Origin of the sequence: Thauera butanivorans (genome assembly GCF_048398245.1) — a bacterium.
In the GTDB taxonomy this organism is placed as follows: Bacteria; Pseudomonadota; Gammaproteobacteria; order Burkholderiales; family Rhodocyclaceae; genus Thauera; species Thauera butanivorans.
Genome location: NZ_CP183038.1, coordinates 303,721 through 328,706 on the forward strand (window position 1 = coordinate 303,721; position 24,986 = coordinate 328,706).

A 24,986-nucleotide genomic window follows, 5' to 3' on the forward strand; every position below is an offset into this window, starting at 1 on the left:
CTTCGTCCCGACGAAGTGATCCTTCGCCGCGCAGAAGTCTGTCTGGAGTCTTCATGGAATGCTTGGGATTTGACCGTCCCTGAATTACCGAAGACATGAAGAGAAAGATCGTCCTGCTGGTGGGTGCCACATTGCTGCCCGCGCCATCCCTCTTTGCCCAGGAACCGGCGGGCGACATTCCACAATTGGGCACCATCTACGTCCACGCGAGAAAGCGTGACGAAACCGCGTTCGACGCCCCTGTCGCGGCATCCGTCAGGGAGGGTTCGACGCTGGGATTCGGTTCCATTGAGCCAGGTGCCGACCTGGCTCGCGGGACACCCAACTTCAACTTCGTCGACTTCGCCATACCCGGCAACAGCTTCGGATCGGTCCGTGGCATCGGCCCCCTCGGAAGCCCACTCAATTCGCTGGATAACACAGTCGGGTTCTCGACGAACGGCGTTCCCACCACGTCGTTCGGGTTTGCGCCCACTCTGTTCGATGTCGAGCAGGTCGAGGTGCTTCGAGGGCCACAGGGCACGATGTTCGGACGCAATGCCATGGGTGGTGCCGTGAACATCGTGACCCGACCTGCCGACGGCGTCAGGGAGGTTGTTCTGGGCGTCGAGATTGGCGAAGCGGGGACACGGAGTCTGGATCTGGCCGCCGGCAGTTGGATCGTTCCCGGCTCACTCGCCGGCCGCGCGGCGCTCAGGCTCCAGAACTTCGACGGGGACATTCCCAACGCCATCATCGGCGGTCGGGATGGTGATGCACGAGTGGCCGCCGGTCGCATCTCGCTCGCCCTTCGACCGGGCGAACCATCCAGCGCGGCGCTCACCTTCGGCCGGGATCGTGACCGCCGCAACAACCCGATCTATCTCTTGGTCGAACAGCCCGGGTTTCCCGTCAGCGGGACGGACATGAAGCAGGTCGGCGAACGCGAGATCGATCATGCGAGCCTTACGCTCAAGCATGAGTTCAGGAATTTCACCTTCCACTCGGTCAGTGGCGTCCAGGACATCAAGGTCACCACTATCACAGATGACACCGACTCCTTCCTGTTCTCACGATATCTGACCGACTACGGCATGCCGATGCCGCCCGAGGCGTTCTCTGATCCGTCGCAGGACTGGGGCGTCGTATTCGAAAAGGAGCGAGTCTTCAGCCAGGAGTTCCGTCTGAACTCCGCGGCGGGATCACCGTTCGAATGGGTTGCCGGAGTGTCCTACTTCCGCTCGGCCTTCGATATGGATCGCACGCAGCAAAGCAATTACTCACCATCCCTCAATGGCCACTACGACACGCAAATCACCAGCGAAACCTATTCTGCGTTTGGCGATATATCGGTGCCTTTCGGCGAGAAATTGACGTTTTCGGTGGGTCTGCGTGCCGCCCGGGACCGGCAAACGTTCGACACGACCTACCTTTCCAATGGCGCGGCGGGCACGGTACCAGGCCATCGGCAGCGGGGGCGATTCGCCGATAACTACCTCACGGGAAGGATGGCGGTCGACTGGCGCTGGAACGAGGAATGGATGAGCTATGCCTCGGTCGCGCGCGGCTACGCATCGGGGGGATTCGAACGATATTCGCTGAACGCCTACCTGGGGTCTGACACCCCCCCGTTCCGTCCATCGTCCTCTTGGACCTACGAAATCGGCACCAAGGCGCGGTTCTGGGATGGCAGGCTGAGCCTGGCCAGCGCGCTTTTCTACAACGACGTCGCGCGAGGGCAATTGACTGCGTTCGATGCCAGTTCACTGACGTTTTCGTTCGATAACCAGGACTACCGCAGCCATGGGGCGGAACTTGAACTCAGCGCGGAAGTGACACGCCATGCCACAGTGCGAGGGGCGCTGGGCTGGACCAAGACTCGACTTGTCAACGTACCCTTTGGGGCAACGACCGGCGCGGTGAACGGCAATCGTGTGCCCAACATGCCCGAGATGACCGCGAACCTGGGGCTGGATCTGCGGTATCCGCTCGGCGCCGGAACGGCCTTGGCATCGCTCGATATCACCCATGTCGGGGGACGGATGGCCGACATCGGCAACAGCTGGGAGATTCCTGGATACACACTGGTTGATGCCCGCGTCGGCTGGCGACGCAAGGCGATGGAGTTCTACCTCTTCGCCCGGAACCTGACCGACAAGCGCCCCATCTACTTCTCCTCGACCTTTTCGCCCAATGCCCACAGTGCCATCGTCGGTCGCGGACGCGTCATCGGGATTGGCGCGACATGGCATCTGTGAATGCTTCTCTTCCTGGAAATCGACTGGGACGGAATGAACTGGGTGCGATCTTCGCCCTGAACCTGGTCCAGGGACTGCCGGCCTATTTCTTTACAGTTGCCATGCCAGCGCTGCTGAGAGACCGGGGCGCATCGTTGGATCTCGTGGGGCTGACCTATGTCGTGTGGCTGCCCTGGGCGCTGAAATGGATATGGGCCCCTGTCTTCGATGCGCGCCCTTTGCTCAGGCTGTCTGTTCTGCGGGCCGGGCCAGTGGCGTTGGCACTCGCGTTCCTATCCCTTCTGTGGTCGCATCCGGAGCACGACGTCGCACCGGTCCTGGTCACTGCCGCCCTGGCATCCACGATCGGCGCAACGCTGCAGATCATCGTGGGAGCCGAGGTGATCCACCGTACGGATAGCGCAGCTCGGGCAATTGCCAATGTCCTTCAGGTCACTGGCATGACCCTGGGAGGTGTGATGGGTGGAGCGGTGTTGCTCGGCCTGAGCGAGCACATTGGCTGGACCTCCTCCATCGCTGCAACTGCGACGATGATCGTACTGGCCGGGTTGACTGCATTCCAGATGCGGAAAGGGTCGATCATTCCAAGCAGGCGGCCGAGTATTCGAGATGTCGTGACGAACCGGCGCATCCTTGTCCTGCCAGTGCTGGTCGGGTTCGGCAATGTGGCGGATGGCTTCCTGGGCGCGTGGCTCGTCGACCAGGGGCACGGCGCCGTGGAAGTCGGCCGGTATCTGGGCCTGTTCGCCGTTCTGGCGATGATACCCGCGTCTGCGGTGGCCGGACTTCTCCTGCGAACCATGAGACTTGGCCGGACCTTGATCCTTCTGTTCGCGGTCAAGGGTGGCCTGCTGGCTGCCATGGCATTCGTGCCCATGCAGGGGATTCTGGCCGTGGCGGTGGCCGTGACCGCCTTTGCGATGAGCGCGGCCCTGATGACCGCCGTATGGCAAAGCTACATGGCATCGGTCAGTGAGTCGGCGTCCGCGACAGGGTTCGCCTTCCTGACGTCCATGGAGGCCCTGGTCATCATGCTGGGAGGCATGGCTGCAGGCCAGGCGGCGCTGCAGTGGGGATACTCGCCAGTTTTCTGCATCTCTGTGACGGCTGTCTGCCTGGCGGCCTTGATGACGCCGATATTCTCGGCATCCAGGACCGGGGCACCATGATGTCGAGATGGCTGACCGGCTACCGCCTCGTCCTTGGCGGGGCAGCGCTTCTCGCCGTGGTGGCCACGGCATTGGGACTGTTGCCCTATATTGCAGCGTGGCAGATGACCGATGCCATTCTGTCCTCCAGCCTGGACGCCGGGTTGGTTGCATGGTGCTCCACATTCGCGCTTGTGGGAGTGATTGGCAAGGCCCTGCTCCAAGCTAGCGCCACCGGCCTGTCGCACATTGTGGCTTACCGCTTGCTCCATGAGTTGCGCCTCAAGTTGGTCTCGCGACTCGCCAGGGTTCCGCTGGGCTTCATCTCGCAGCGACCATCGGGCAGTCTCAGAAAGATTCTCATGGAGGATGTCGAGCAGATCGAGGAAGGCATTGCGCACGCCATACCCGATCTCGCTTCCGGTCTTGCGGTGCCGATCCTCTCCGGGTTGGTCCTCCTCTGGCTCGACTGGCGCCTGGGGCTGGCAGCGATGGCGATGTTCCCGCTGCTCGGAAGCGTCTATCTCCTGTCCCTGCGGGCATCCAGACCACACATGGGGGAGTATGTCGGCGCGGTTTCCAGCCTCAGGGCCATCGCGGTCCAGTATGTACAGGGCATCAAGGAGATTCGCACCTTCCTGCACACCGGTCAGGTGCTGGAGGAGTACGAGGCAGCAGTGGCTAGGATGGAGCGGATCGGCCTGGCGTTCGCGAAGGCCAGCCTGACTCCCATGGCCGTCATCTACGCGGGGCTGCGTGCGAATATCCTCGTGCTCATGCCGGTCGGCACGCTGTTGCTCGTCTCGGGGAACATAGCCACATCCGAACTGGTGCTGTTCCTGCTGCTGGGTCTGGGCATGAACGCACCGCTGCTCAAGGTGGTGTTCACGGCCGGAAACTTTTTCCTGAAGCTGAAGGGTGCGGGGGCTCAGATTGCGACCATCCTCGATACAGACGAGCAGCCACATCCCTCCACGCCCCAGGAGCCACGGGATGCTTCGATCATCCTTGATGGCGTCGGCTATTGCATTGACGGCACTGAGATTGTGTCCGGCGTGAACCTGCGGGTGGACCAGGGTACGACACTGGCACTGGTCGGTCCCTCAGGAGCTGGCAAATCTACCCTGGCACGCCTGCTGCTTCGGTTCGCCGATCCGGACGCCGGGCGGATCCTTGTAGGTGGGGTCGACCTGCGCCAAATGGCGCCGACGCAGCGAGAGCGCATGGTGACGGCCGTCCTGCAGGACGCATGGCTGATGAACGCAACGGTCTACGAGAACATTCTGTCGGGCCGCCCGGAAGCCACGCGGCGAGAGGTCGAGGAAGCGGCGCGGGCCGCGCGAGTGCTCGAGTTCGCTCCCGACCTTTCACGACAGGTCGGTGAAAGCGGGCGGAACTTGTCCGGCGGACAGCGTCAACGGGTGGCCATCGCCCGCGCCATCCTCCGCGGCTCGCCCATCGTCATTCTGGACGAAGCAACGGCCGCGCTGGATCCCGAAAACGAAGTGGCAGTGAGGGATGCGCTCGGCGCTCTGGCCCGGGGTCGGACGGTTGTTGTGATCGCGCACCGGTTGGACACAATCCGCCATGCCGAGCAGATTGCAGTGATCGAGCAGGGCAAGGTAGCCGCCCTTGGGCGCCATGAGGAGCTTCTGACAAACTCGCCTGTGTATCGCAGGCTGTGGGAAGGGTACGAAGCTGTCGAGGGTTGGCACCTGAAGCCGGGAGCCGTTCGCGCGGTGCCGAATGTGAAGGCGTCGGTGCCACCTTCGACGGGAGCAGCTACCTTGCCAGCGGGGAACTGGGCAAGGTTCCTGTGGCTGCTCGGTCCCGCGCGCAGGAAGCTCCTCATGCAAGCGTTGCCGCTGCTGTTCATCGAGGGCATGCTGGCCGGTGCGCCGGTCATCGCCATCTGGATGGTCCTTGATCGCGTGCTGGCCCAATCCCTGACGGTTCCCTTCGCTTTCCTGGCATCCGCATGGGTCGCGGTATGCAGCGGCTTGCTGGTCGTCTGCAACCGCGCATCGCATGCCGTCCTATGGCGTGTCCAGTGCAGTGCCATCAGCTTCCTGCAACGGCGCATTGCGTCACATCTGCGGCGGGTTCCGCTGGGAGTCCTGCTGTCGCGGGACACCGGCTCGGTCGAGGCGCTGATCACCCAACATGCGGCGGGCATCAATTTCGTCACACCGCCGGCCCAGGTCATGCGTGTGCTGGTCGGGCCGTGGCTGAGTGGCATCGTCCTGTTGCTGCTGGACTGGCGCCTGGCGCTGCTCGCGTTCGCGTTGCTGCCCTTATTTGCCCTGGCATTGTGGAGAGCTGACAGACTGAACGCCAAGCTGATGCAGCGTCTGGTGCTGTCGGGAGAGATGTTGTCCGCGCGGGTTCTGGACTACATCCAGGGTCTACCGACCCTGCGTAGCCTGGGCAAGGCTGAACGGTACCGACCACTGTTGCAGGCGTTGTCCAACCATCGCTTGGCATCGACCGCGACCGTCATTGCCCTTATGCCTGCGGTAGCAATGGGATGGGTGCTGCTGGACGCAGGCTTTGTCGTCATGCTCTCTGCGGGTGGCTGGATGCTCTTGGACGGGCTTATCGAGGCCCGGGCATTCGTGCTGTTCCTAGTCGTCGGACTCGTTTTCTACGCACCCATCGCCGACGCGTTCGATCTATCGGCACAGGCTAGGTTGCTACAGAAGACGATGGGGCGAGTCATCGAAGTACTCGGTCTTCCAATCCTGCCCGAACCGTTACGACCGCGGCGACCGTCGTCGATCGACGTCCGTTTCGAGGACGTGCACTTCAGCCATGGCACCCAGAAAGTCCTGCAGAACGTGAACCTGACGTTTACCGCCGGCCAGATACATGCCCTGACGGGCCCCTCGGGCGTTGGAAAGTCCACCGTCCTCCATCTCATCGCCCGATTCTGGGACGTAGAGGCAGGGCGTATCACCATCGGCGGCGTCGACGTGCGGAATATCGGTCCCGAACTCCGAAGTGCGCTCGTGACTGTCGTGTTCCAGCAAAACTACCTCTTTGACATGAGCATTGCCCGCAACCTGAGGCTGGCCGATCCGGACGCAACAGATGCGGAACTGCACGAGGCAGCGCGCACCGCCGGCTGTCACGACTTCATCATGTCCCTGCCCAACGGCTACGAGACCCGCGTAGGAGAAGGTGGCGTACGCCTATCGGGAGGCGAGCGTCAAAGGATCGCGTTGGCACGGGCGCTTTTGAAGGACTCTCCGATCGTTCTGCTGGACGAAGCGACGGCGTCCGTCGACCCCGATTCCGAGCGCGAGATCCGGCAGGCGCTGGCCAGCTTGTGCACTGGTCGTACCGTGATCGTCATCGCGCACCGGCCAAGCACACTCCAGCATGTCGACCACAAGATAGAACTGGGCGGCGAACGCGATCTACCCAGCCAGGATTGTCCTCCATGAGGATTGCCGGCACGGTACTCGTACGAGTTCCTCGGAAGCGCAGCCAGTGCCAACGCCATGCCCACCGAGCGGCTGGAAGTTCTCCTGACAGGAAAATCGCTGCTGTTGCACGGTCCGGTCGAGGGCGATGCGCTGCTGTCGGCGCTCGATCTGGTTGCATCGCCGGACAGGCCGGACGCTCGTTCAGTGGGGGCCGCCGCCGGCACGGCGGTCCGTGGTCGCCGTCATGGCCTCGCCGAGGCCCAGTAGTCGCGGAGCGCGCGCACGCTGTCCGATGGCGAAGGCATGTAGCCGCTCAGGTTGACGAGCCCGACGTTCATGCCGCGTTCGTCGGTGGTGCCCCTGAGCATCAGCCGTTGGAAGCGACTGGTGTCCAGGCCATATCGATGCGGATCATCGACTTTCAGCGCCAGTAGGTGCAGGTGCGAGTTCCAGATTCGGAACTTCGCATGTTCGATGGCCCGTATCGCCTGCCAGGGAACGAAGACCCGCTGGTGGCCTTCGCGCGTGAGGCCGAGGGCATCGGCCACGAGGTCGGCGGGTGGGTCGAGGCGACGCAAGCGCCGCACGAGTGTTCGCACGATCGCCCGTGTGAGCGCGGCGGCCAGGATGACGCCGCCCAGCGCAAGGGCGAGCACGACAGGGTCCGTCTCGTGGATGTCCCTGACGAGGGGCGGCAGCACGACGACCAGCTGAGGGAACACGATCCCCATGCCCATGACCAGCACTTCCCACCACGCGGCGCGCGCGATGGGAATGCGCAGCGTCGCCGGGAAGCGAGGCAAGGGCATGTGCCTGCGTCGCCAGCGCAGGCGGCGTCCATACTGTCGGGCCAGGACCATGAGCCCCACGACGGAGGTGACGAGGAAGACCGCAGCAGCCAGTCTGGCGGGGCCGGGGTCCGCGCGCAGGGATGACAGCAACGCAAGCAGCAGCGTCAGGCCCGACACCAGGAGCACCGGCTCCACCACGAAGACGTAGATCCTTGTCCACCAAACGCTTCCCGCTCGCTGTGTGCTCATGGCCCTCCGTCCCGATCCCGCTTTGATACCGCTCCCATGCTGGTCATCCAGTCGCCGCGGTCGAAATACACTTCGTTGCGGCGAATCTTGCCCGCATGGTCCAGTTGCACCAGGCATACGCCGACCACGGTCAACACCTCGCCGCCGACCGGGATGTCGGCGCGCCATTTGTTGAGGAAGCCATCCTGCATGGGGATGCCCTCGACCTGCGTCCAGACCCACGCTGGATTGCGCGCCAACAGGCGCTCGAAATAGCCCAGCAACGCGGGCTTTCCCCGCAGCCCTTGGGGTACGGCAGGGTCGAGATAGAAGGCATCCTCCGAATAGAAGGCAGCCAGCCGCTGGGGATCGTTGCCGGTCCAGGCGGGCAGCCACACCTGCGCAAAGCGCCGCGCCTGCTCCGCATCGAGGGCGTTCATCGTGATGTACCGGGCCGGCCCGGAACGCGCGTCATCGGTGCGCCGCCTTGCGGGTTCCGCTGCCGATGGCCTTGAGCAGCGCTGCACCAAGCACCGACTTGAGCACGCCGCCGAGGACGAAGGGGGCCACGCCCACGGCGATGGCTTTCTGCACGCCAACCATCGCGGCCAGCCAGGCGCCGCCGAGCAGCAGGCACAGGGCGTTGCCGATCAGCATCGCCGCGAAGGCCAGCGCGACGCGCCCGCCATGCCAGCCGCGTTCGACCAGCCAGCCGGTCAGCGCGCCGGCCACGGGAAAGGCCAGCAGGTAGCCGGCCGTCGGCCCCAGGAAGCGCGCCAGGCCTCCCGTGCCACCGGCGAACACCGGCAAGCCGAGCGCGCCCTGGGCCAGCCAGACGAGGATCGTCAGGCCACCCAGGCGCCAGCCGTACAGTGCGCCGACCAGCGTGACGGCCAGCGTCTGCATGGTCATCGGCACCGGCACCATGGGCACGCTGACGTGGGACGACGCGGTGAGCACGAGGGTGCCGAACAGCACCGCCAGCACCTTGGTCGCGTTGGACTGTCCGCGCAGCCAGCGGGTTGTGTCGAGGGTCCCGAGGGTTTGGGTCGAGGTTGGGGTCATGGGTTCTCCTTCATGAATGGCGGTACTGGCCGCCGAGCGCATCCTTGCGCGGACACCGGAAACGTCATCGATCCTGCTTGCCCTGCAGGCAGATCAGGGTCTGCTGGCCGAGCGCCACCTGGGCCCGTCCCTGCTCGGTGACGCCGAAGACTTCGAGCTGGCAGATGGTCAGGGTGCGTCCGGAGCGCACCACCGTGCCGACCGCTTCGAGGTAGTCGCCCTGCGCGGGGGCGAGCAGGTTGATCTTGAACTCGACGGTCAGCACGGAGCTGTCCGGGGGAAACAGCGTGAAGCCCGCGTAGCCGCCGGCCGAGTCGGCGATGGCGCTGGTGCCGCCGGCATGGAAGTAGCCATGCTGCTGGGTGAGGGTTTCGCGGAACGGCAACCGGATGCTGACCCGTCCGCGCGCAACCTCGTGCAGTTCGGCGCCCAGGTGGTGCATCAGGCCCTGGCGGGCGAAGCTGTCGCGGACGATTCGCTCGACCTGGGGATCGAGCGGCAAGGATGGGGCGGCTTGGGTCATGGTGCGGAGGTTCCTTCTCGCTGTGGGGACGCCTCGGGGTGGCGGCGGCCGATGAGGTTCATGGCCTTGAAGCTCGCGACGACTTCGCCCTGCTGGTTGATCCCCTCGACCAGGGTATGCACCATGCCGCGGTCGGGCTTGGAGCGCGATGGCGCCGCGTCGGCGATGGTCAGCCGCAGGTGCAGTTGGTCACCCGGGCGCACCGGCTTGAACCAGCGCACTTCATCGACGCCCGGCGAGGCCAGGCTTGCCACCGACGTCAGGTAGTGGTCGACGAACAGCCGCATCATCAGGCCGATGGTGTGCCAGCCACTGGCGATCAGGCCGTGGAACGGCCCGCGGGCCGCCGCCTCGGGATCGATGTGCATGGCCTGGGGATCGAATTGCCGCGCGAACGCGATGACTTCCGGCTCTTCGACCCCGATGGGGCCGTACTCGAACGATCGGCCCTTTTCGTAGTCCTCGAAGTAGCGCTGATCCCTCGGTGTCTTGAAGTCGGACAGTGGCATGGCAAGGCTCCGGTGTCAGGAATGGGGGTTGAAGCGAGGCGGCCGCTTCTCCAGGAACGCCCGCATGCCTTCCTCGCGGTCGGGCAGCGAAAGGGTGTGGTGGAAGGCGGCCCGCTCGCGGCGCAGTCCTTCGTCCATGGGCAGGCTGGCGCTGGCACGCGCGGCCTGCTTGATCAGAACCAGCACCTCGCCCGACAGCGACGCCATGTCGGCGGCGAGCCGGCGGCCCTCTTCGAGCAGGTGATCGGCGGGCACGATGCGCGAGACCAGCCCGCTGCGTTCGGCCTCGCGGGCGTCCATGCGGCGCCCGGTCAGCAGCAGGTCCAGCGCCTTGGCCAAGCCGAGCAGGCGCGGCAGGCGCTGGGTGCCGCCCGCGCCGGGCATGGTGCCGACGCGAACCTCCGGGTGGCCGAACACGGCGTTCTCGGCCGCCAGCACGATGTCGCACATCTCGACCAACTCGCAGCCGCCGCCGAGCGCAAAGCCCTGCACCAGCGCCACCACGGGCTTGGGGAACGTGCCCAGCGGCGCGCAGCAACCGGCGAAGTCGGTGGCGCGCGCCTGCTCCGCGCTGATGCCGAGCATTTCCTTGAGATCGGCACCGGCCGCGAAGTGTTCGCCTTCGGCGCGCAGCAGGACCACCCGCACGGCGGCGTCGGCCGCCAGCCTGTCGAGGTGCGCGGCCATCGCATCGGTCAGTGAGCGGCACAGGGCGTTGCGGGCTGCCGGCCGGTCGATGACCAACTCGGCATAGCCGTCTGGGTGCGACGCGCATCGAATGAAATCGGAAGACATGGGTTCTCCTGCGAGGAACCGCCCGAAGTGCCGGGCCGTCATCGATTCGGCAGCGCCGGGCAGTACCTGCGAAGTCTGCTGCGCGATGACGCTTGCGGCCAAGCGCGAATATCTCAGGTGGGACTGAAAATTTCTCGCTGGAGCCGACGCCATGCCCGGCCCAGAATCAATTCGCGGACGGGCCTCGTCTTTCCCTCAACGCCCCGGTACTCCCCGTCCCAGCGAACTCCCATGGAACATACCGCCCTCGTGGCGCTGATCGTCTACGCCTTCGTCATGTCGATCACGCCCGGTCCCAACAACGTGATGCTGATGTCCTCGGGCCTGCTCTTCGGCCTGGGCCGAACCTGGCCGCACCTGCTGGGCATCCCCGCGGGCGTGATGGTGCAGCTCGGGATCACCGGCGCCGGCCTCGGTGCGGTGTTTGCCCTCGAACCTCGCCTGCAGGTCGCATTGAAGGTCGTGGGCAGCCTCTACCTGCTCTGGCTGGCCGCGCGCCTGTGGCGCGCGGCCGAACTGGAGGAGACCGAAGCCGGCCGGCCCATCGGCTTCATGCAGGCGTTGGCCTTCCAGTTCGTCAATCCGAAGGCCTGGCTGATCTCGGTGACGGTGGTGTCCACCTTCCTGCCGCCGGGCGAAGGCTACGCACTGCGCCTGCTGGTGGTCAGCCTGGTGTTCGCCGCCATCGGACTGCCCTGCATGCTGGTCTGGGCCGCCTTCGGCGCCGGCCTGCGGCCCTGGCTGCGCGACCGCGCCGTCGCTCGCGTGGTCAATCGTGCGATGGCGACCCTGGCCGCCCTGACCGTTCTTCTCTTCTGGATGTGATGCCATGACGACACTCTCTCATGATCAACTCCGGGCCCATGCGCTGGCCTGGATCGATGACTGGAACCGGCGCGACGTGCCGGCGGTGCTGGCGGCCTATGCCGACGACGCACTGTTCGTGAGCGCGCTGGCGCAGCCCTATACCGGTGGCACGCGGGTACAGGGCAAGGACGCGCTGCGCCGCTACTGGCTGGCCGCGCTCGCCGACAGGCCTGACCTGCGGTTCGAACTCATCTCGGCCATCTGCGATGTCGAGGCGCAGACCGTCGTCGTCCATTACGTGGCGCAGGCCTGCGGCAAGCGCACGCGCATGTGCGAGATCATGCGCTTCGAGAACGGGCGGCAGGTCCATGGCGAGGCTCTGCACGGCGTCCCCGCCGAGGAGGACACGCCATGACGGCACTGCTGCGCGCCGTCCGGACCGACGACGGCAACCGCTATGACTGGGGTGAGGTCTGCCTGGGCTGGCGACTGCTGGAACTGCAACACATGCAGGTGCGGCAGGAATGGATGCCCGCAGGCGGCGCCGAAGCACCCCACTGGCACGCCAGGGCGCACCAGTTCTTCTACGTGCTCAGTGGCCACCTGCGCCTGAGCACGCCCGACCAGGACGTGCTGCTGGCAGCCCGTCAAGGCGTGCATGTCCCGGCCGGCACTCGCCACATCGCCGCCAATGGTGGCGACGAGGACGTGAATTTTCTGGTGTTCTCCAGCCCCAGCACGCAGGGCGACCGCATCGAATCGACCTCGGCCGCCGAACCGGATCGCCATCGCGACTCGGAGCCTGCATCATGACCGTTTTCGCCATTGCCCAACTCACCATCCACGACCGGACCGCCTACGACCGCTACCAGGCGCGCTTCATGGAGGTGTTCCGCCACCACCGGGGACGTCTGCTGGCCGCGGACGAGCAGCCTCGCACCATCGAAGGCACCTGGCCGCACCAGAAGCTCGTGCTCATGTCCTTTCCCGACGAAGCCGCCTTCCACGACTGGGCGGAATCGGCCGAGTACCAACGCATTGCCCAGGATCGCAAGGCCGGCGCACAGGCCGTGGTGCTGCTGGTCCAGGGTCTTGCTGTGAATGGCTGAGCCCATCGATATTCGCGCCGCCGACGGCTATGCCCTGGGTGGATTCGCCTGGCGCCGTTCCTGTGATCCACGACGCCCGCATCCGGTGGCGGTCATCAACGCGGCCACCTCGGTGCGCTGCCGGTACTACGCGCGCTTTGCCGACTGGCTCCACAGCCACGGATGGGACGTGGTGACCTACGACTACCGCGGCATCGGCGAATCGCGACACCGTGGGCTGCGTCGGCTGCAGGCCGACTGGATCGACTGGGGGCAGCACGATTTCGAGGGTGTGCTGCAGTACCTCGCCTGGCGATTCCCCGGCCAGCCGATCGACGTGGTCGGCCACTCCGCCGGGGGCTTCGTGATCGGGCTGGCCGCGTCCGCACACCGCGTGCGGCGCATCTTCACCATGGGGGCGCAGTACGCCTACTGGCGCGACTATGCGCCCGCCGTGCGTCGCGCCATGTTCCTGCGCTGGCACGTGGCCATGCCGCTGCTGGCGCGGGTGCTTGGCTACGTGCCAGCCAAGCGCCTGGGATGGATGGAGGACACGCCCAAGGGCGTGGCACTGGACTGGGCACGCATGGGTCCCCGCTTCGAGGGCACGGTGCGCCGAGGTCGGGAGACACTGGAAGGCGAGCCCGAAGCCGAAATGCTGGCACGGCGCTTCGGCCAGGTGCGCGCACCGATCCTGGCACTGGGCATCGAGGACGATCCGTTCGGCACGGTCCCGGCGCTGGACCGCCTGCTGGATTACTACACCGGCAGCGAGCGTCATCACCTGCGCTTGGCTCCCGCGGCCATCGAGCAGGCCGAAATCGGCCATTTCGCCTTCTTCCACGAGCGCTTCCGCGAGGCGCTGTGGCCCCTGGCGCTGGACTGGTTGCGTACCGGCGAGCCACCAACCCGCCCCCTCGGCGTACTGAAGCATCGACCTGCGGACGATCCGCAAGCAGCGGGAGCCACGACATGAACACGAACCTCGCCCCCTCGACAGCATCGGCAAACGAGCGCCGATCGCTCTGGATTCCGATCCTGGCCGGCGGACTGATCATGGGTTTGGCCCTCGGTGTGCGGCACGTGCAAGGCTTGTTTCTGCTGCCGGTGACGATGGATCGCGGTTGGTCGCGCGAAATGTTCGGTTTCGCGATGGCGGTGCAGAACCTGACCTGGGGTCTCGCCCAACCCTTCACCGGGATGATTGCCGACCGCTACGGTTCGGCCAAGGTCATCGCGGGCGGGCTCGTGTTCTATGCGCTGGGGCTTTTCTTCATGGTTCAGGCGCACAGCCACGTGGCCTTTGTTCTGGGCGCTGGCGTGTGCGTCGGCATCGCGCTGTCGGGCACGGCATTCGGTGCGATCTACGGCGCGCTCAGCCGCCTCGTGCAGGCTGAGCGCCGCAGTTGGGCACTGGGGCTGGCCGGCGCCATCGGTGGCCTCGGGCAGTTCGCCATGGTCCCGGTTGCGCAGGCCTTGATCGGCGGTTGGGCCTGGACGGGTGCGCTGCTGATTCTGTCAGTGGTCATGGCGTTGCTGCTGCCGCTGGCGTTCCCGATGCGCGACGCAAGCATCTCGAACGCGGTGGTCGGCACGGAGCTGTCGATGAAGGCGGCGATCGGTGAAGCCTTCCGCCACCGCGGCTTCTGGCTGCTGAACCTGGGCTTCCTGGCCTGTGGCTTCCAACTCGCCTTCATCGCCACGCACCTCCCAGCCTACCTGCTGGACCGGGGCCTGGCCGCCACCGATGCCGTCGCCGCGCTGGCGATCATTGCGCTGACCAATGTGGCCGGCACCTACCTGCTGGGGCTTTGGGGTGGCACGCTGCGCAGGAAGTACCTGCTTGCAGGCCTGTACCTGGCGCGCACGGTGGCGATGGCCCTGTTCGTCCTGCTGCCGCTCAGCACCTGGGGCGTTTACCTGTTCGCTGCATTGATGGGGTTCCTCTGGCTCGGGACGGTTCCGCTGACCAATGGCCTCGTGTCTCAGATCTTCGGCGTGCGCTACATCACCACATTGTTTGGTTTCGTCTTCTTCGGCCACCAGTTGGGATCATTCTTCGGTGTCTGGCTTGGTGGCCGCATGTTCGAGGCAACTGGGTCGTACCTGAGCATCTGGCTGCTGGCGATTGCGCTGGGCCTGCTGGCGACGGTTCTGCACTGGCCGATCGACGACAGAACCATCGTTCGCGCCGATCCACGGTTGGCGACTTCATGAGGCAAGGCCGCGAATGGTTCAGGCGCTGGGCGCCGCTGGCTGTGCTGCTGGCTGCGGGCGTGCTGGTGTTCCGCGCCTGGCTGTCGATGGAACTGCTGTGGGTGTGGTTGGAGCAATGGTCCTTCTGCGGGTGAGCGGGACCTGACGAGAACTTCGCACGACCATGAGCGCTGATCGTGTCGCTGACTGGCCAAGGTCAAGTGGCTGGCTGTTGCCTCAACCACGCGACGACATCGTCGGCATTCCGGTCCGGCGGGAACACAGGATAGAACACATGCTCGATCACGCCATCGCGCGCAATCAGGGTCAGTCGCTTGAGCAGCGCCAGGCCTTGCACCTCGAAGACCGGCAGACCGAGCGCGGTTGCGAATGAAAGGCGATGGTCGGACAGCAACGGGAAAGGCAGGTGCAGGCGCGCCACCGCCTCGCATTGGTACGCGGTGTCCTGCGTGGACACGCCGAACAACTGGGCGGCGCCCAAGGACTTCAGTTCGGCGAAATGATCCCTGAAGGCACAGGATTGCGGGGTGCAGCCCCGTGCTCCTGGAATCTCGTCCCAGCCTGGAGGCAGTGCGACATCTGGCCGGCCCGTCATCGGGAAGAGATAAAGCACCGTGCGTCCGCGCAGGCGCGAAGGATCGACACGGCCACCATCCGTCGATGCCAGTTCAAGCGTGGGCAGGCGCATGCCCGTCAGGTGGCGGGCGCCGCCATCATCCTCCGGCTGCGGAAGGCGCGACCAATCGACCTGCTGCAGGTTGTTCATGGCTTCACCACCGCTCGCTACCGGCCAGCCAAAGCACGTAGCTCTTCCAGCCGGCGGGTTCGGCGAAGCGCGCGTAGGCCCGGATGGCGTCGGGGTTGTCCTCGGGGACCAGCCAGCGCAGATGGATCCAGGCGCGTGATCGACCGATATCGGCGATGGCCGCGATGAGCCGCTGAGCGAGTCGTTTCCCGCGCGCGGCGGGCAGGACGTACAGGTCGTCGAGCTGGCCCGACCGGCCTCCGGAGATCGCCTCGGGCAGATCGAAGAACACCGCGAACGCGACAAGTTCGTCGCCGAGAAAGCCACCCAGGACTTCCGCGATCGGATCGGCGATCAAGGTATCGGCACGGGCCAGTGCATTCGCCCCGGCTCCTTGCCCGTGGCGCATTTCGTCGCCATAGGCGGCCACCAGGGAGGCAAGCGCAACGGCGTCATGGGCAACGAGCCGTCGAAGCGTCACATCGTCATCCGGCGGTGCTTTCTGGTCTTTTGGATATGCGTTACTCATACGTGTCTATGCTGTCCGCGCTTCTGGGTTCCGAGTTCCGCTTTCCGACTGACATTGCTCGCGCAGCCAGCCGCGCAGGTTATCCAGCCGTCGATCTTCGGATAGCGCCTCGGGATAGACGAGCCAGAAGCCGACGCCCGCGCTCACAGGGTGGTCGAAGACCGAGGCCAGGCGTCCGAGCCGGACGGCACTCTCGGCCAGTTCGCAGACGGCGATCGACACGCCGGCCCCATCGGCGGCCGCCTGCATCGTCAGGCCGCCCGAGTCCACGCGGGTTACGACAGCCGGCTCGAACGGTCCACCGGGCAGGCTGTCCATCCAGCGCCGCCAGCTGAGGCAATGCCGCGACACGAACAGGTTGGCGCGCGCGACCTGCTTGAGGCGTTCCCGGCGCGAGCCGGTGGCAAAGCCCGGGCGCGCGTACAGATCGATGGTGGCCTCGAACAACAGGTCGGCCTGCAGGCCGGCCCACTGGCCGTCGCCATACCAGATGCCGGCATCGGCCACGCCGGCGGCCAGATCCACGTCGTCCTGCGTGGTGGAGATGTCCAGCGAGAAGCCGCGCCGCTCGAACGGATACAGGCTCAGGCGGGGCGACAGCCAGTTGGTCGCGAAGGTCGGCAGCATGTTCACGCGCAGGGGCCCGTCGCGCCGCTCCTCGCGCAAGCTGCTCACGCCCTCGGCGATCAGGGCGAAACCCTCGTTGAGGCTAGGTGCCAGCCGGCGGCCGGCGCTGGTCAATTCCAGCCGCGTACCGATGCGGCGCAGCAGTTCGACGCCGAGCATGTCCTCCAGCGTGCGCAACTGGTGGCTGACCGCCGAGGGGGTGACCGCCAGTTCCAGGGCCGCGTCCTTGATCGAGAGATGGCGCGCCGCAGCCTCGAAGGCGCGCAAGGCATTCAACGGGACAGGGATGCGCATGGGGGATTCACCCTCCTGGAAGTCATTGGTCGTTCATGGACTCATTAAACCGGAAATCGTCGTCTCCACGCTCGCCGACACGAGGACCAAAACTCAGCATCGTCTGAGATTTGCTCACTCGTGCCGACGGCGAACCGGCCGCACACTTACGCCATCGACAACCTGTACAGCGGTGCGCACCATGCTCAATTCCCTTGACGATCGCGATGGCCTGATCTGGCTCGATGGCGAGCTGCTGCCCTGGCGCGAGGCGCGCCTGCACGTGCTCACGCATGCGCTGCATATGGGCGGGGCCGTCTTCGAGGGCATGCGCGCCTATGGCGGTCATGTCTTCCTCAATGCGCCTCACCTGGAACGCTTCCAGCAGTCCGCCGCGCTGCTGGACTACCACCTGCCGTGGTCGCAAGGCGAACTGACACAGGCCATCGAGGCGGTGCTGTGGGCCAACCAGCTCGACGACGCCTACATCCGCCCGGTGGCCTGGCGCGGCGCGGAGAGTGTTTCCATCGCTTCGCCGCGCGCCCGCATCCACGTGGCGATCGCGGCCTGGGACTGGCCCACGGCGGCGTCCCAGGGCCGCGCCGAGGAAGGCATCCGGCTGCAGCTGGCGAGTTGGCGGCGTCCCCGTCCTGACACCGCACCCACCGCGGCCAAGTGCTCGGGGCTGTACATGATCGGTACCCTTGCGCGCCATGCCGCCGCAGCGGCGGGCTGCGACGACGCACTGCTGCTCGACAGCGAAGGCCGGGTCGCCGAGACCACGGCAACCAACCTGTTGATGGTCCATGACGGGGTGCTGGTGACCCCATTGCCGACCTGCTTCCTCGACGGCATCACCAAGCGGCACGTGATGGGACTGGCGCGCCAGCGCGGGCTGCGGGTCGAGGAGCGGACCGTGACGCTGGACGAACTGCGCGCCGCCTCCGAGGTATTCACCGCCGGCACCTCGGTCGAACTGCAGCCGGTGGTGGCGCTGGTCGAGGATGCGGCGACCACCGAATGGCCCGTGGGGCCGGTGACGCGACAACTGATCCGGGACTTTCGTGCGTCCGTGACCGAGGCGAGCCAGGTCGGCCGGACGCTGCGGGAACGGGAGACCGGCTTGTTGGAACGGCGCCCGTGGCCCGCTCGCGTCGCCTCCGCCTTGCAGGCGCCGTAGCGCGCCATGGACCGGTACGCAGACGGACCCGCGAGAGGACAGGCACGATGCCATGCAGACTGGCTTCATACACGCCCCAGACAGTCGCGCAGTTGCGCGGCAAAGCGCGCCGCGTCCCCGGGTTCGAGCGTCGAGACCGTGACTCGCAGCGCGGGGGCCGCGGGCGCGATCGCGAAGGCATCGCCGGTTCGCACGGCCCAGCCGCAGCGTGCGAGGCTTTGCGCGGTGCGGTGAACGTCACGGTCTTCCGGCAACGGAATCCACACATTGAACCCGTCGCAGGGCTGCCTGGCGGCGATGCCCACGGCGCCGAGTGCATCGATCAGGGCCTTGCGACGCATGGCGTAGGCGGTCTTGGCCGCATGCAGGCGCGCCGTGGCCGCGTCGGATCCGAGCAGGCCGCGCACGGCCGCCTGCAGCAGGTGGCTGACCCAGGTCGTGCCGGGAGCCAGTCGCATGCCGAGCCTTGCGGCGGTCCCCGCATCGGTAGCGATGAAGGCCAGCCGCAGGTCCGGGCCGAAGCCCTTGGACACGGAGCGCACCAGCGCCCGCCGCGTGGTGGCCGCGGGCGCGATAGAGAAGTACGGCGTCTCGGCCAGCAAGGCGAAGTGGTCGTCCTCGATCACCAGCACGTGCGGATGGCGGGCGAGCACGCGGCGCAGTTCGCGGGCGCGCTGCTCGCTCAGGCCGCAGCCGGTGGGGTTTTGCGCCCTTGGTGTGCACAGCACCGCCTGGGCGCCATTGGCCAGCGCCGCTTCCAGCGCCTGCGGGCGCATGCCGTGCGCATCCATGGCCACGGGCACCGCTGCCAAGCCCGTGCTGTGCAGGATGTTGAGGCTGCCGAGGAAGCACGGGTCCTCCACCGCCACCTTGTCGCCGGCGACGAGGTAGGCAGCCAACAGACGCTCGATCGCATCGACCGCACCATGCGCCAGCACCAGACCGTCACCCTCCCGGAGATCCGCTCCGAACCACTGCCGCGCCAGCCGTTCGAGTGCTGGGTCGAGTACAGGCTGGCCATACAGCGCGGGCCGGTAGCCGCTGGCTGCCAGCGCCTGCAATGGATCGGGCAGCCAGGCCGGGTCCGGATTGCCGCTGGCCAGATCCGCCAGCGCCGAGCCGGGCTGCAGGCCCTCCTGCTCACCGAGACGCGCCGCTGGCCGGATCACCGTCCCGTTGCGCCCCAGCGTCTCGGCAATGCCTGCGGCCACCAGCTTCCGGTACGCGGCGGCGACCGTGTTGCGGTTGACGCCCAGTTGATCGGCCATCTCGCGCACGGACGGCAGTGTCTGGCCCGCGGCAAGCTGGCCCGCATGTGCCTCGCGGCGAATGCGCTCAAAGATGTCCGATGCGGTCTTTTCTGCCATTCCCGTTTGTCCCGTGACAATGTATATTTTGTCCTATGACAATGTTAGCAGCACGGAGAACCCCTTGTCCATGAACGCGCAGACGCATCCCTGGCCCACCGCACACAGCGTCGAGGACTTTCGGCGCAATCTGGCGGCGGTGCATCGGCGCATCGCCGATGCCTGCTCCCGCGCGGGACGCGATCCGTCCGATGTGCGCCTGCTGCCGGTCAGCAAGACCGTGCCGGAGGAGCGCATCCGTCTGGCTTACGCCGCCGGCTGCCGCGACCTGGGTGAGAACAAGGTGCAGGAGGCGCAGCGCAAGGCCGAAGCGATGGTGGATCTCGCCGACCTGCGCTGGTCGGTCATCGGCCACCTGCAGACCAACAAGGCCAAGGTCGTGGCACGCTTCGCCAGCGAGTTCCAGGCCCTGGACAGCCTGCGTGTGGCGGAGGCGCTGGACCGTCGCCTGCAAGCCGAAGGGCGCGCACTGGATGTGTTCGTGCAGGTCAACACCTCGGGCGAGGCCAGCAAGTTCGGCTTGCCGCCTTCCGAGGTGGCCGGCTTCGTCCGGGCGCTGCCGGGCTTCTCCACCCTGCGCGTGCGAGGCCTGATGACACTGGCGCTGCTGTCGGCCGATCCGGCGCGGGTCCGTCCCTGCTTCGTGCTGTTGCGCGAACTGCGTGATCGGCTGCGCCAGGAGGCGCCGGCGGGCATCGGCATGGACGAACTGTCGATGGGGATGTCCGGCGACTTCGAGCTGGCCATTGAGGAAGGCGCCACCGTCGTGCGCGTCGGCCAGGCCATCTTTGGCGCTCGCGCGACGCCGGACAGCCATTACTGGCCCGACGACGACCGGGCTGCGACATCGACCGCATCGGAGCAGACCGCATGAAGACCGCCCTGGCCCTGCGCCACATCCATTTCGAAGACCTCGGCACGCTCGAACCGCTGCTGCGCGAGCGTGGATTCGACGTGCGCTACCTCGACCCCGCGACGGACGACCTGGCCGGTGAGGAGGCCGCGGCAAGCGATCTTCTCATTGCACTGGGTGGGCCGATCGGCGCCTTCGACGAGCGGGCCTATCCCTTTCTTGCCGACGAACTGCGTCTGCTCGAACGGCGCTTGGCCAGCGGCCGGCCGCTGCTCGGCATTTGTTTGGGCGCGCAATTGATCGCGCGCCTGCTCGGCGCCGCCGTCGCCCCCATGGGCTTCAAGGAGATCGGCTTCGGCGCGCTGACGCTGACGGATGCGGGCCGCCGCTCGGTGCTGGCACCGCTGGCCGGCGTGCCGGTGCTGCATTGGCACGGCGACCGCTTCGAGCTGCCTGAGGGCAGTGAACTGCTGGCGAGCACCGAAAGCTGCGTGCAGCAGGCCTACGCGGTCGGCAACCGGGTGCTGGGTCTGCAGTTCCACCTGGAAGCCGATGCCAGCCGAATCGAACGCTGGCTGGTCGGCCATTGCTGCGAGCTGGGCCAGGCCGGCGTCGATCCGCGCACGCTGCGCGCGGATGCCGAGCGGCATGGGGCAACGCTGAAGGCTGCGGCCCACCGCACGATCGGCGCGTGGCTGGACCGGCAGCAGGACACGGGGGGGCGTCCTGAATGACGGTGACCCAACCTGTGCCCATCGATGTCATCAGCATCCAGTCCCAGGTGGTCTACGGGCGGGTCGGCAACAACGCGGCGATTCCCGCGTTGGAAGCCTGCGGGCTGCTCACGGCCGCGGTGCCGACCGCGCTGCTCAGCAATACCCCGCACTATCCCTCTGTCCATGGCGGTGCGGTGCCCGACGCGTGGTTCGCTGGCTGGTTGGATGACCTGGAGGCGCGCGGCATCCCCGCGTGCGCTCGCGTCGTGCAGGTCGGCTTCCTCGGCGCGCCGTCGCAGGCACGGATCCTCGCATCCTGGTGGTCGACGATGCGCGAGCGCCACCCGCAACTGCGCCTGCACCTGGATCCGGTCATTGGCGACTACGACCAGGGCGTGTATGCGGCGGCCGGCATGGCCGAGGCCTGGCGCACGCTGCTGATTCCGGAAGCCCACGGCCTCGTCCCCAATCGGTTCGAGCTGGAACAGGTCACCGGCAGAACGCTGCAGGGTCTGGCGGATTGCCGCGAGGCTGCCCGTGCGCTGTTGCGCGGCCCCACCCAATGGGTGGTGGTGACCAGTGTCCAGGATGATCCCGAAAGCGCCGTCGTCCAGACGCTGCTGGAGACGCGAGAGGGGGTATCGCGCCTCTTCGAGCATCCCCACGTGCCCTGCGTGGTGAAAGGGGCCGGCGATTACTTCGCCGCGCGCCTGACCGGCCATTGCCTGCTTGGCATGGGGATGCCTCAGGCCGTCGAGCGCGCCTGCGGCGATACTGCCGAGCAACTGACCCGCACCCGGCGCCTGGGCTGGGAGGAGATGGCGATACACACGATTGACGGGAGTGTCCGGCCATGAACGCCTACCGCCTCGTGATTTCCCGGCATGGCCGGCTGCTGGGTCAGTTCGACAGCGAAACGCCCTGGGCGGGCGACGCGGTCCGCGACCTGCAACAGCGACTTCCCGAATGCGATGGCTATCGCACCGAACTGTTCATCGCGCGCGAAGAGCGCCGATTGCTCGAAAGCGGTCCTGGCGGCCTGAAGGTCCTCGGCCGCGAGCCGTTGTTCCAACCCTTGCCGATCACGGCGCTGCTGTCCGGCACGGCGCCCGAGGAGCCGCTCGCGTGAATCAAGCTCCCGGCCTCACGTACGCGTAGGTGGCGCGATGGAGCTGCGACACCTGCGCTGTTTCGTGGCAGTGGCCGAGGAACTGCACTTCACGCGTGCGGCGGTACGGCTCCATATCGAGCAGTCGCCGCTGTCGCGCACCATCCGGGAACTGGAGTCCGACCTCGGCGCCACGCTGTTCGAACGCAATCGGCGCGGCACCCAGCTCACCTGGGCGGGCCAGGTGCTGCTGGAGGATGCCCGCCGCGTGTTCGCGGTGCTGGAACAGGCACGAACCAACGTCCGGGCCGCCGCCACGGGCTATCGCGGCATGCTGCGCATCGCGCTGTCGGACGGTATCGCGCAGACACGCCTCGCGGCACTCCTGGCCCTGTGCCGGGAAGAGGAGCCCGATGTGGAGATCCGCCTGTTCGAGACGCCGCTCGCATCGCAAGTGCGCGGGTTGCGCGACGACACTTTCGATGCCGGGTTCGCGCAGTCCGACGAAGCTGGAGAGGGCATTCTGTGCGAGGCGATCTGGTCCGATCCCATCCTGGTGGCCATTCCGACGCGCCATCCTTTGCTGGCCTTCAGGCAGGTCCCTCTGGATGAACTGCTGCGCTATCCCCTGATCAAGTGCCACCCGGAAGCTTGCGAGGGCGCGTACCGGCAGATCAAACGGCTGCTCCGCACGGCCGCCATCCAGCCCCGGATCGCAGAGCGGGTCGCGACACTGGAATTGATGCTGACGCTGGTGGCCGCGGGCTACGGACTGGGTTTCGCCACGGCGGCGCAGATTTCGGTCTGCCGTCATCCCGAGGTCATTGCGCGGCCCCTGTCGGACCCGTCGGCATGCATGACCACCTACCTGTTGCGGCCGGACAGCGAGCCCTCGGAACCGCTGCAGCACTTCATCGAACGCGCCATGCTCTCGCGCGAGGACAGTCCCGCCGTCGATCCGATCTAGCCCTGCGCAACCGCCTTCGTCGCAGCACAGGCCTTCGTCGGGGACGCCGCGCAGGCGCCATGGTAAGCCATGGGCGACCGAGCGGCTGAACGTGCCGCCGCGTCTACAGATGCAGGGTGCCGCTGGCGACGGTCACAGCCTGGCCTCCGACGCGCACCGTCAGTTCGTCGCCGTTTCGGGTCCATTCGACATGGATCAGGCCGTCGCGTCCCATCTCGATGCCTTGCTCCGCAAGGTAGCCACCCTGGAGAGCCGATGCGTGCCGGTGCCTTGCCAGGAATGCCGCGACACACCCGTTTCCAGACCCGCAGACGGGATCCTCGGCCACGCCTTCGCCTGGCGCGAACGTGCGCAGGCGCAAGCGTACCGGCGCCTCGGCCTCGTGCTCGGCAAAGACGGTCACGCCGACGGCACCCGATGCGCGGCAGCGTTCGGCGATGCGAGGCAGGTCGGGACGCAGCGACGCCAGGGCGGCGACGCTGCGCAGTTCGGCGATCAGCCACGGGATGCCAGTGGAGACGACGTCCACAGGCATCGCGGCCAGCATGTTCGCATCGCAGCCCAGCAGGGCCGACATTTCTCCCGGATCGATGGCCGTGTCGCGGAACTGCGGGCTGGCCTGGGTCATCCAGTAGATCGGCGAACCCTCGGTCGGAACGACTTCGACAGGCACGATGCCGATGCCGCAGGCCTGCCGCAGCAGACTTGCATCGGCCAGGTCGCCACGGTGCGCACGCACCGCGCTCGCAGTGGCGATGGTGGGGTGCCCCGCGAACGGCAACTCGCTGGAGGGCGTGAAGATGCGCACCCGATAGTCGGTGTCGGGCGATTCCGGGGCCAGCACGAAGACCGTCTCGGACAGGTTCATCTCGCGCGCGATCCGCTGCATGGTTCGCGCATCGAGGTCGTCGGCATCGAACACGACGGCAGCCGGGTTGCCCCTGAGCGGCTGGCTCGTGAACACATCGACTTGCAGGAAGGATTTGTTCATCGCTTCTCCAGGTTCGGTCGCACCGCCTGTGCTCGGTTGCGTGCGCGTGGCCGGGGACGAATCACGCGGCCAATGCCTTGGCGCCGCTCGACGGTCTCCACAAAAGAATCCATGCGGCGAATCCGAGGAAACCGATCCCCGCCAGGCGCGTCCAGCGCTGGCGCCAGACGGAGGTGCCCAATGCTCCCCGCACCCGGCTTGCAATGGCGGCATAGCCGGTCAAGGTGGCGCCGCTGAGGATCACGAAGATCGCGGTCAGGCCCATGAACTGAGGGATGAGCGCCTGGTCGGCCCGGATGAACTGGGGGAAGAAGGCGGTGAAGAAGAGGATCGACTTCGGATTGGATGTCGCCACCAGGAATCCCTCCTTCGCCAGCGCGAAGGCCTGCACCGGCCCTGCGTCAAGGGCACCGGGGTCCGGCGGCCGTGTGTGTCTGCCCTGCACAAGCAGGCAAAGACCGAGGTACGCCAGGTAGGCGGCGCCGGCCAGCCGCAGTGCGGTCATCGCGTGGGCGGAGGCAAGCAGGAACAGGCCGACGCCCCACGCGGCCGCCGCGGAAACCACGAGCAACCCCAACATGTTGCCCAGCGTCGACCACAGGCTCGCGACCACGCCCTGGCGAGCGCCATTGCGCATCGCCAGCAGGATGGCCGGGCCGGGCGTAAGGATGGACAGCCAGGCCGCCAGGACGTAGGAAATCAGGAGCGGGATATCGAACATGGCGAACTCGGGGAGCGTCCTCGTCGGTTGTGAAGGAAGTGCACTTCGACGATAGCCAAGGCCATTCGAGCTG

The 24,986-nt window shown here is 66.5% G+C and carries 29 protein-coding genes; 17 read left to right on the top strand and 12 right to left on the bottom strand.

From position 1 onward, the window contains the following. Positions 1–95: 95 nt before the first annotated feature. From ACNQFN_RS01450 to ACNQFN_RS01465, 4 genes are read left to right on the top strand one after another with little or no spacing between them, the layout of a single operon-like run. Positions 96–2,237, top strand: a complete 2,142-nt coding sequence (locus ACNQFN_RS01450) for a TonB-dependent receptor (protein ID WP_418647764.1) — start codon at positions 96–98, stop codon at positions 2,235–2,237. After that, on the top strand, positions 2,225–3,406 hold the full coding sequence (locus tag ACNQFN_RS01455; protein ID WP_418647765.1) for an MFS transporter: 1,182 nt from the start codon (positions 2,225–2,227) through the stop codon (positions 3,404–3,406). The genes ACNQFN_RS01450 and ACNQFN_RS01455 overlap by 13 nt, the downstream gene beginning before the upstream one ends. Next, a complete protein-coding gene (locus ACNQFN_RS01460) occupies positions 3,307–6,831 on the top strand; it encodes an ABC transporter ATP-binding protein (protein WP_418647766.1) in 3,525 nt (1,174 codons plus the stop codon). The genes ACNQFN_RS01455 and ACNQFN_RS01460 overlap by 100 nt, the downstream gene beginning before the upstream one ends. Before the next feature lie 57 nt (positions 6,832–6,888). Beyond that, positions 6,889–7,080, top strand: a complete 192-nt coding sequence (locus ACNQFN_RS01465; RefSeq protein ID WP_418648959.1) for a hypothetical protein — start codon at positions 6,889–6,891, stop codon at positions 7,078–7,080. Here ACNQFN_RS01465 and ACNQFN_RS01470 read toward each other — a convergent pair. The 6 genes from ACNQFN_RS01470 to ACNQFN_RS01495 form a co-directional block, all read right to left on the bottom strand. Next, entirely contained in the window at positions 7,056–7,853 is a 798-nt protein-coding gene (locus tag ACNQFN_RS01470; protein ID WP_418647767.1) for a hypothetical protein, read from the bottom strand. The two genes, ACNQFN_RS01465 and ACNQFN_RS01470, sit on opposite strands and share 25 nt — an antisense overlap. Beyond that, positions 7,850–8,272: a nuclear transport factor 2 family protein gene (locus ACNQFN_RS01475; protein ID WP_418647768.1), complete on the bottom strand. Its 423-nt coding sequence runs from the start codon at positions 8,270–8,272 to the stop codon at positions 7,850–7,852. Before ACNQFN_RS01475 ends, ACNQFN_RS01470 begins: the two co-directional genes overlap by 4 nt. Before the next feature lie 31 nt (positions 8,273–8,303). Continuing rightward, positions 8,304–8,897 carry a biotin transporter BioY gene (locus ACNQFN_RS01480; RefSeq protein ID WP_418647769.1) on the bottom strand — a complete coding sequence of 198 codons (594 nt, stop codon included), beginning with the start codon at positions 8,895–8,897 and terminating at the stop codon, positions 8,304–8,306. Between the two features lie 64 nt (positions 8,898–8,961). Then, positions 8,962–9,420, bottom strand: coding sequence for a PaaI family thioesterase (locus ACNQFN_RS01485; RefSeq protein ID WP_024889590.1), 459 nt, complete (start codon positions 9,418–9,420; stop codon positions 8,962–8,964). Further along, positions 9,417–9,929, bottom strand: coding sequence for a MaoC family dehydratase (locus tag ACNQFN_RS01490; RefSeq protein WP_418647770.1), 513 nt, complete (start codon positions 9,927–9,929; stop codon positions 9,417–9,419). The genes ACNQFN_RS01485 and ACNQFN_RS01490 overlap by 4 nt, the downstream gene beginning before the upstream one ends. 15 nt (positions 9,930–9,944) lie before the next feature. Continuing rightward, complete coding sequence (locus ACNQFN_RS01495; RefSeq protein ID WP_060833093.1) at positions 9,945–10,724, bottom strand: enoyl-CoA hydratase/isomerase family protein; 780 nt, start codon at positions 10,722–10,724, stop codon at positions 9,945–9,947. 231 nt (positions 10,725–10,955) lie between these two features. Between ACNQFN_RS01495 and ACNQFN_RS01500 the strand changes: the two genes are divergently transcribed. Genes ACNQFN_RS01500 through ACNQFN_RS01530 form a run of 7 tightly spaced genes read left to right on the top strand, consistent with a single transcriptional unit; the run spans position 10,956 to position 14,970 of the window. Further along, a complete protein-coding gene (locus tag ACNQFN_RS01500; RefSeq protein ID WP_020649404.1) occupies positions 10,956–11,549 on the top strand; it encodes a LysE family translocator in 594 nt (197 codons plus the stop codon). Positions 11,550–11,553: 4 nt separating this feature from the next. After that, on the top strand, positions 11,554–11,946 hold the full coding sequence (locus ACNQFN_RS01505; RefSeq protein WP_026353018.1) for a nuclear transport factor 2 family protein: 393 nt from the start codon (positions 11,554–11,556) through the stop codon (positions 11,944–11,946). Further along, positions 11,943–12,344, top strand: a complete 402-nt coding sequence (locus ACNQFN_RS01510; RefSeq protein ID WP_020649402.1) for a cupin domain-containing protein — start codon at positions 11,943–11,945, stop codon at positions 12,342–12,344. Before ACNQFN_RS01505 ends, ACNQFN_RS01510 begins: the two co-directional genes overlap by 4 nt. Continuing rightward, positions 12,341–12,640 carry a DUF1330 domain-containing protein gene (locus ACNQFN_RS01515; protein ID WP_020649401.1) on the top strand — a complete coding sequence of 100 codons (300 nt, stop codon included), beginning with the start codon at positions 12,341–12,343 and terminating at the stop codon, positions 12,638–12,640. Before ACNQFN_RS01510 ends, ACNQFN_RS01515 begins: the two co-directional genes overlap by 4 nt. Then, entirely contained in the window at positions 12,633–13,595 is a 963-nt protein-coding gene (locus ACNQFN_RS01520) for an alpha/beta fold hydrolase (protein WP_026353017.1), read from the top strand. The genes ACNQFN_RS01515 and ACNQFN_RS01520 overlap by 8 nt, the downstream gene beginning before the upstream one ends. Continuing rightward, positions 13,592–14,836, top strand: a complete 1,245-nt coding sequence (locus tag ACNQFN_RS01525) for an MFS transporter (RefSeq protein WP_418647771.1) — start codon at positions 13,592–13,594, stop codon at positions 14,834–14,836. The genes ACNQFN_RS01520 and ACNQFN_RS01525 overlap by 4 nt, the downstream gene beginning before the upstream one ends. Beyond that, entirely contained in the window at positions 14,833–14,970 is a 138-nt protein-coding gene (locus ACNQFN_RS01530; RefSeq protein WP_153962035.1) for a hypothetical protein, read from the top strand. The genes ACNQFN_RS01525 and ACNQFN_RS01530 overlap by 4 nt, the downstream gene beginning before the upstream one ends. A 62-nt stretch (positions 14,971–15,032) precedes the next feature. On the opposite strand, the gene ACNQFN_RS01535 is transcribed toward ACNQFN_RS01530, so the two are convergent. Genes ACNQFN_RS01535 through ACNQFN_RS01545 form a run of 3 tightly spaced genes read right to left on the bottom strand, consistent with a single transcriptional unit; the run spans position 15,033 to position 17,031 of the window. Further along, positions 15,033–15,602, bottom strand: a complete 570-nt coding sequence (locus ACNQFN_RS01535) for a peroxiredoxin (RefSeq protein ID WP_029578119.1) — start codon at positions 15,600–15,602, stop codon at positions 15,033–15,035. Between the two features lie 4 nt (positions 15,603–15,606). Continuing rightward, positions 15,607–16,110 carry a GNAT family N-acetyltransferase gene (locus ACNQFN_RS01540; protein ID WP_418647772.1) on the bottom strand — a complete coding sequence of 168 codons (504 nt, stop codon included), beginning with the start codon at positions 16,108–16,110 and terminating at the stop codon, positions 15,607–15,609. Positions 16,111–16,116: 6 nt separating this feature from the next. Next, positions 16,117–17,031 (bottom strand): LysR substrate-binding domain-containing protein, encoded by a 915-nt coding sequence (locus tag ACNQFN_RS01545; RefSeq protein ID WP_144735406.1) that lies wholly within the window; start codon positions 17,029–17,031, stop codon positions 16,117–16,119. Between the two features lie 181 nt (positions 17,032–17,212). On the opposite strand from ACNQFN_RS01545, the gene ilvE reads away from it, so the two are divergent. Continuing rightward, positions 17,213–18,190 carry a branched-chain-amino-acid transaminase gene (ilvE, locus tag ACNQFN_RS01550; RefSeq protein WP_009463302.1) on the top strand — a complete coding sequence of 326 codons (978 nt, stop codon included), beginning with the start codon at positions 17,213–17,215 and terminating at the stop codon, positions 18,188–18,190. Positions 18,191–18,255: 65 nt separating this feature from the next. On the opposite strand, the gene ptsJ is transcribed toward ilvE, so the two are convergent. Further along, the gene (gene ptsJ / locus ACNQFN_RS01555; protein ID WP_029578116.1) at positions 18,256–19,557 is read right to left on the bottom strand and encodes a transcriptional regulator PtsJ; all 1,302 of its coding nucleotides are present in this window, start codon (positions 19,555–19,557) and stop codon (positions 18,256–18,258) included. 70 nt (positions 19,558–19,627) lie between these two features. Between ptsJ and ACNQFN_RS01560 the strand changes: the two genes are divergently transcribed. Genes ACNQFN_RS01560 through ACNQFN_RS01580 form a run of 5 tightly spaced genes read left to right on the top strand, consistent with a single transcriptional unit; the run spans position 19,628 to position 23,201 of the window. Then, positions 19,628–20,431: a YggS family pyridoxal phosphate-dependent enzyme gene (locus ACNQFN_RS01560; protein WP_021205431.1), complete on the top strand. Its 804-nt coding sequence runs from the start codon at positions 19,628–19,630 to the stop codon at positions 20,429–20,431. Then, on the top strand, positions 20,428–21,144 hold the full coding sequence (locus tag ACNQFN_RS01565) for a glutamine amidotransferase (protein ID WP_024889577.1): 717 nt from the start codon (positions 20,428–20,430) through the stop codon (positions 21,142–21,144). The genes ACNQFN_RS01560 and ACNQFN_RS01565 overlap by 4 nt, the downstream gene beginning before the upstream one ends. Beyond that, positions 21,141–21,983, top strand: a complete 843-nt coding sequence (locus ACNQFN_RS01570) for a PfkB family carbohydrate kinase (protein WP_253102717.1) — start codon at positions 21,141–21,143, stop codon at positions 21,981–21,983. The genes ACNQFN_RS01565 and ACNQFN_RS01570 overlap by 4 nt, the downstream gene beginning before the upstream one ends. Further along, positions 21,980–22,255 carry a cytoplasmic protein gene (locus ACNQFN_RS01575; RefSeq protein WP_124086420.1) on the top strand — a complete coding sequence of 92 codons (276 nt, stop codon included), beginning with the start codon at positions 21,980–21,982 and terminating at the stop codon, positions 22,253–22,255. Before ACNQFN_RS01570 ends, ACNQFN_RS01575 begins: the two co-directional genes overlap by 4 nt. 37 nt (positions 22,256–22,292) lie before the next feature. After that, positions 22,293–23,201, top strand: coding sequence for a LysR substrate-binding domain-containing protein (locus tag ACNQFN_RS01580; RefSeq protein ID WP_253102716.1), 909 nt, complete (start codon positions 22,293–22,295; stop codon positions 23,199–23,201). A gap of 103 nt (positions 23,202–23,304) precedes the next feature. On the opposite strand, the gene ACNQFN_RS01585 is transcribed toward ACNQFN_RS01580, so the two are convergent. Next, positions 23,305–24,192: a PhzF family phenazine biosynthesis protein gene (locus ACNQFN_RS01585; protein WP_024889573.1), complete on the bottom strand. Its 888-nt coding sequence runs from the start codon at positions 24,190–24,192 to the stop codon at positions 23,305–23,307. 61 nt (positions 24,193–24,253) lie between these two features. Continuing rightward, positions 24,254–24,913 carry a LysE family translocator gene (locus tag ACNQFN_RS01590; RefSeq protein ID WP_124086424.1) on the bottom strand — a complete coding sequence of 220 codons (660 nt, stop codon included), beginning with the start codon at positions 24,911–24,913 and terminating at the stop codon, positions 24,254–24,256. Positions 24,914–24,986: the final 73 nt, after the last annotated feature.

Excerpts from the sequence above, each read along its gene's own strand:
- ACNQFN_RS01580 (WP_253102716.1), top strand. The coding sequence starts at position 22,293 with ATGGAGCTGCGACACCTGCGCTGTTTCGTGGCAGTGGCCGAGGAACTG.
- ACNQFN_RS01505 (WP_026353018.1), top strand. The coding sequence starts at position 11,554 with ATGACGACACTCTCTCATGATCAACTCCGGGCCCATGCGCTGGCCTGG.
- ACNQFN_RS01540 (WP_418647772.1), bottom strand. The coding sequence starts at position 16,110 with ATGAGTAACGCATATCCAAAAGACCAGAAAGCACCGCCGGATGACGAT.
- ACNQFN_RS01525 (WP_418647771.1), top strand. The coding sequence starts at position 13,592 with ATGAACACGAACCTCGCCCCCTCGACAGCATCGGCAAACGAGCGCCGA.
- ACNQFN_RS01470 (WP_418647767.1), bottom strand. The coding sequence starts at position 7,853 with ATGAGCACACAGCGAGCGGGAAGCGTTTGGTGGACAAGGATCTACGTC.
- ACNQFN_RS01560 (WP_021205431.1), top strand. The coding sequence starts at position 19,628 with ATGAACGCGCAGACGCATCCCTGGCCCACCGCACACAGCGTCGAGGAC.
- ACNQFN_RS01535 (WP_029578119.1), bottom strand. The coding sequence starts at position 15,602 with ATGAACAACCTGCAGCAGGTCGATTGGTCGCGCCTTCCGCAGCCGGAG.
- ACNQFN_RS01565 (WP_024889577.1), top strand. The coding sequence starts at position 20,428 with ATGAAGACCGCCCTGGCCCTGCGCCACATCCATTTCGAAGACCTCGGC.
- ptsJ (WP_029578116.1), bottom strand. The coding sequence starts at position 19,557 with ATGGCAGAAAAGACCGCATCGGACATCTTTGAGCGCATTCGCCGCGAG.
- ACNQFN_RS01575 (WP_124086420.1), top strand. The coding sequence starts at position 21,980 with ATGAACGCCTACCGCCTCGTGATTTCCCGGCATGGCCGGCTGCTGGGT.
- ACNQFN_RS01480 (WP_418647769.1), bottom strand. The coding sequence starts at position 8,897 with ATGACCCCAACCTCGACCCAAACCCTCGGGACCCTCGACACAACCCGC.
- ACNQFN_RS01570 (WP_253102717.1), top strand. The coding sequence starts at position 21,141 with ATGACGGTGACCCAACCTGTGCCCATCGATGTCATCAGCATCCAGTCC.
- ACNQFN_RS01490 (WP_418647770.1), bottom strand. The coding sequence starts at position 9,929 with ATGCCACTGTCCGACTTCAAGACACCGAGGGATCAGCGCTACTTCGAG.
- ACNQFN_RS01520 (WP_026353017.1), top strand. The coding sequence starts at position 12,633 with ATGGCTGAGCCCATCGATATTCGCGCCGCCGACGGCTATGCCCTGGGT.
- ACNQFN_RS01530 (WP_153962035.1), top strand. The coding sequence starts at position 14,833 with ATGAGGCAAGGCCGCGAATGGTTCAGGCGCTGGGCGCCGCTGGCTGTG.
- ACNQFN_RS01515 (WP_020649401.1), top strand. The coding sequence starts at position 12,341 with ATGACCGTTTTCGCCATTGCCCAACTCACCATCCACGACCGGACCGCC.
- ACNQFN_RS01465 (WP_418648959.1), top strand. The coding sequence starts at position 6,889 with ATGCCCACCGAGCGGCTGGAAGTTCTCCTGACAGGAAAATCGCTGCTG.
- ACNQFN_RS01485 (WP_024889590.1), bottom strand. The coding sequence starts at position 9,420 with ATGACCCAAGCCGCCCCATCCTTGCCGCTCGATCCCCAGGTCGAGCGA.
- ACNQFN_RS01475 (WP_418647768.1), bottom strand. The coding sequence starts at position 8,272 with ATGAACGCCCTCGATGCGGAGCAGGCGCGGCGCTTTGCGCAGGTGTGG.
- ACNQFN_RS01545 (WP_144735406.1), bottom strand. The coding sequence starts at position 17,031 with ATGCGCATCCCTGTCCCGTTGAATGCCTTGCGCGCCTTCGAGGCTGCG.
- ACNQFN_RS01455 (WP_418647765.1), top strand. The coding sequence starts at position 2,225 with ATGGCATCTGTGAATGCTTCTCTTCCTGGAAATCGACTGGGACGGAAT.
- ilvE (WP_009463302.1), top strand. The coding sequence starts at position 17,213 with ATGCTCAATTCCCTTGACGATCGCGATGGCCTGATCTGGCTCGATGGC.
- ACNQFN_RS01495 (WP_060833093.1), bottom strand. The coding sequence starts at position 10,724 with ATGTCTTCCGATTTCATTCGATGCGCGTCGCACCCAGACGGCTATGCC.
- ACNQFN_RS01450 (WP_418647764.1), top strand. The coding sequence starts at position 96 with ATGAAGAGAAAGATCGTCCTGCTGGTGGGTGCCACATTGCTGCCCGCG.
- ACNQFN_RS01500 (WP_020649404.1), top strand. The coding sequence starts at position 10,956 with ATGGAACATACCGCCCTCGTGGCGCTGATCGTCTACGCCTTCGTCATG.
- ACNQFN_RS01585 (WP_024889573.1), bottom strand. The coding sequence starts at position 24,192 with ATGAACAAATCCTTCCTGCAAGTCGATGTGTTCACGAGCCAGCCGCTC.
- ACNQFN_RS01590 (WP_124086424.1), bottom strand. The coding sequence starts at position 24,913 with ATGTTCGATATCCCGCTCCTGATTTCCTACGTCCTGGCGGCCTGGCTG.
- ACNQFN_RS01510 (WP_020649402.1), top strand. The coding sequence starts at position 11,943 with ATGACGGCACTGCTGCGCGCCGTCCGGACCGACGACGGCAACCGCTAT.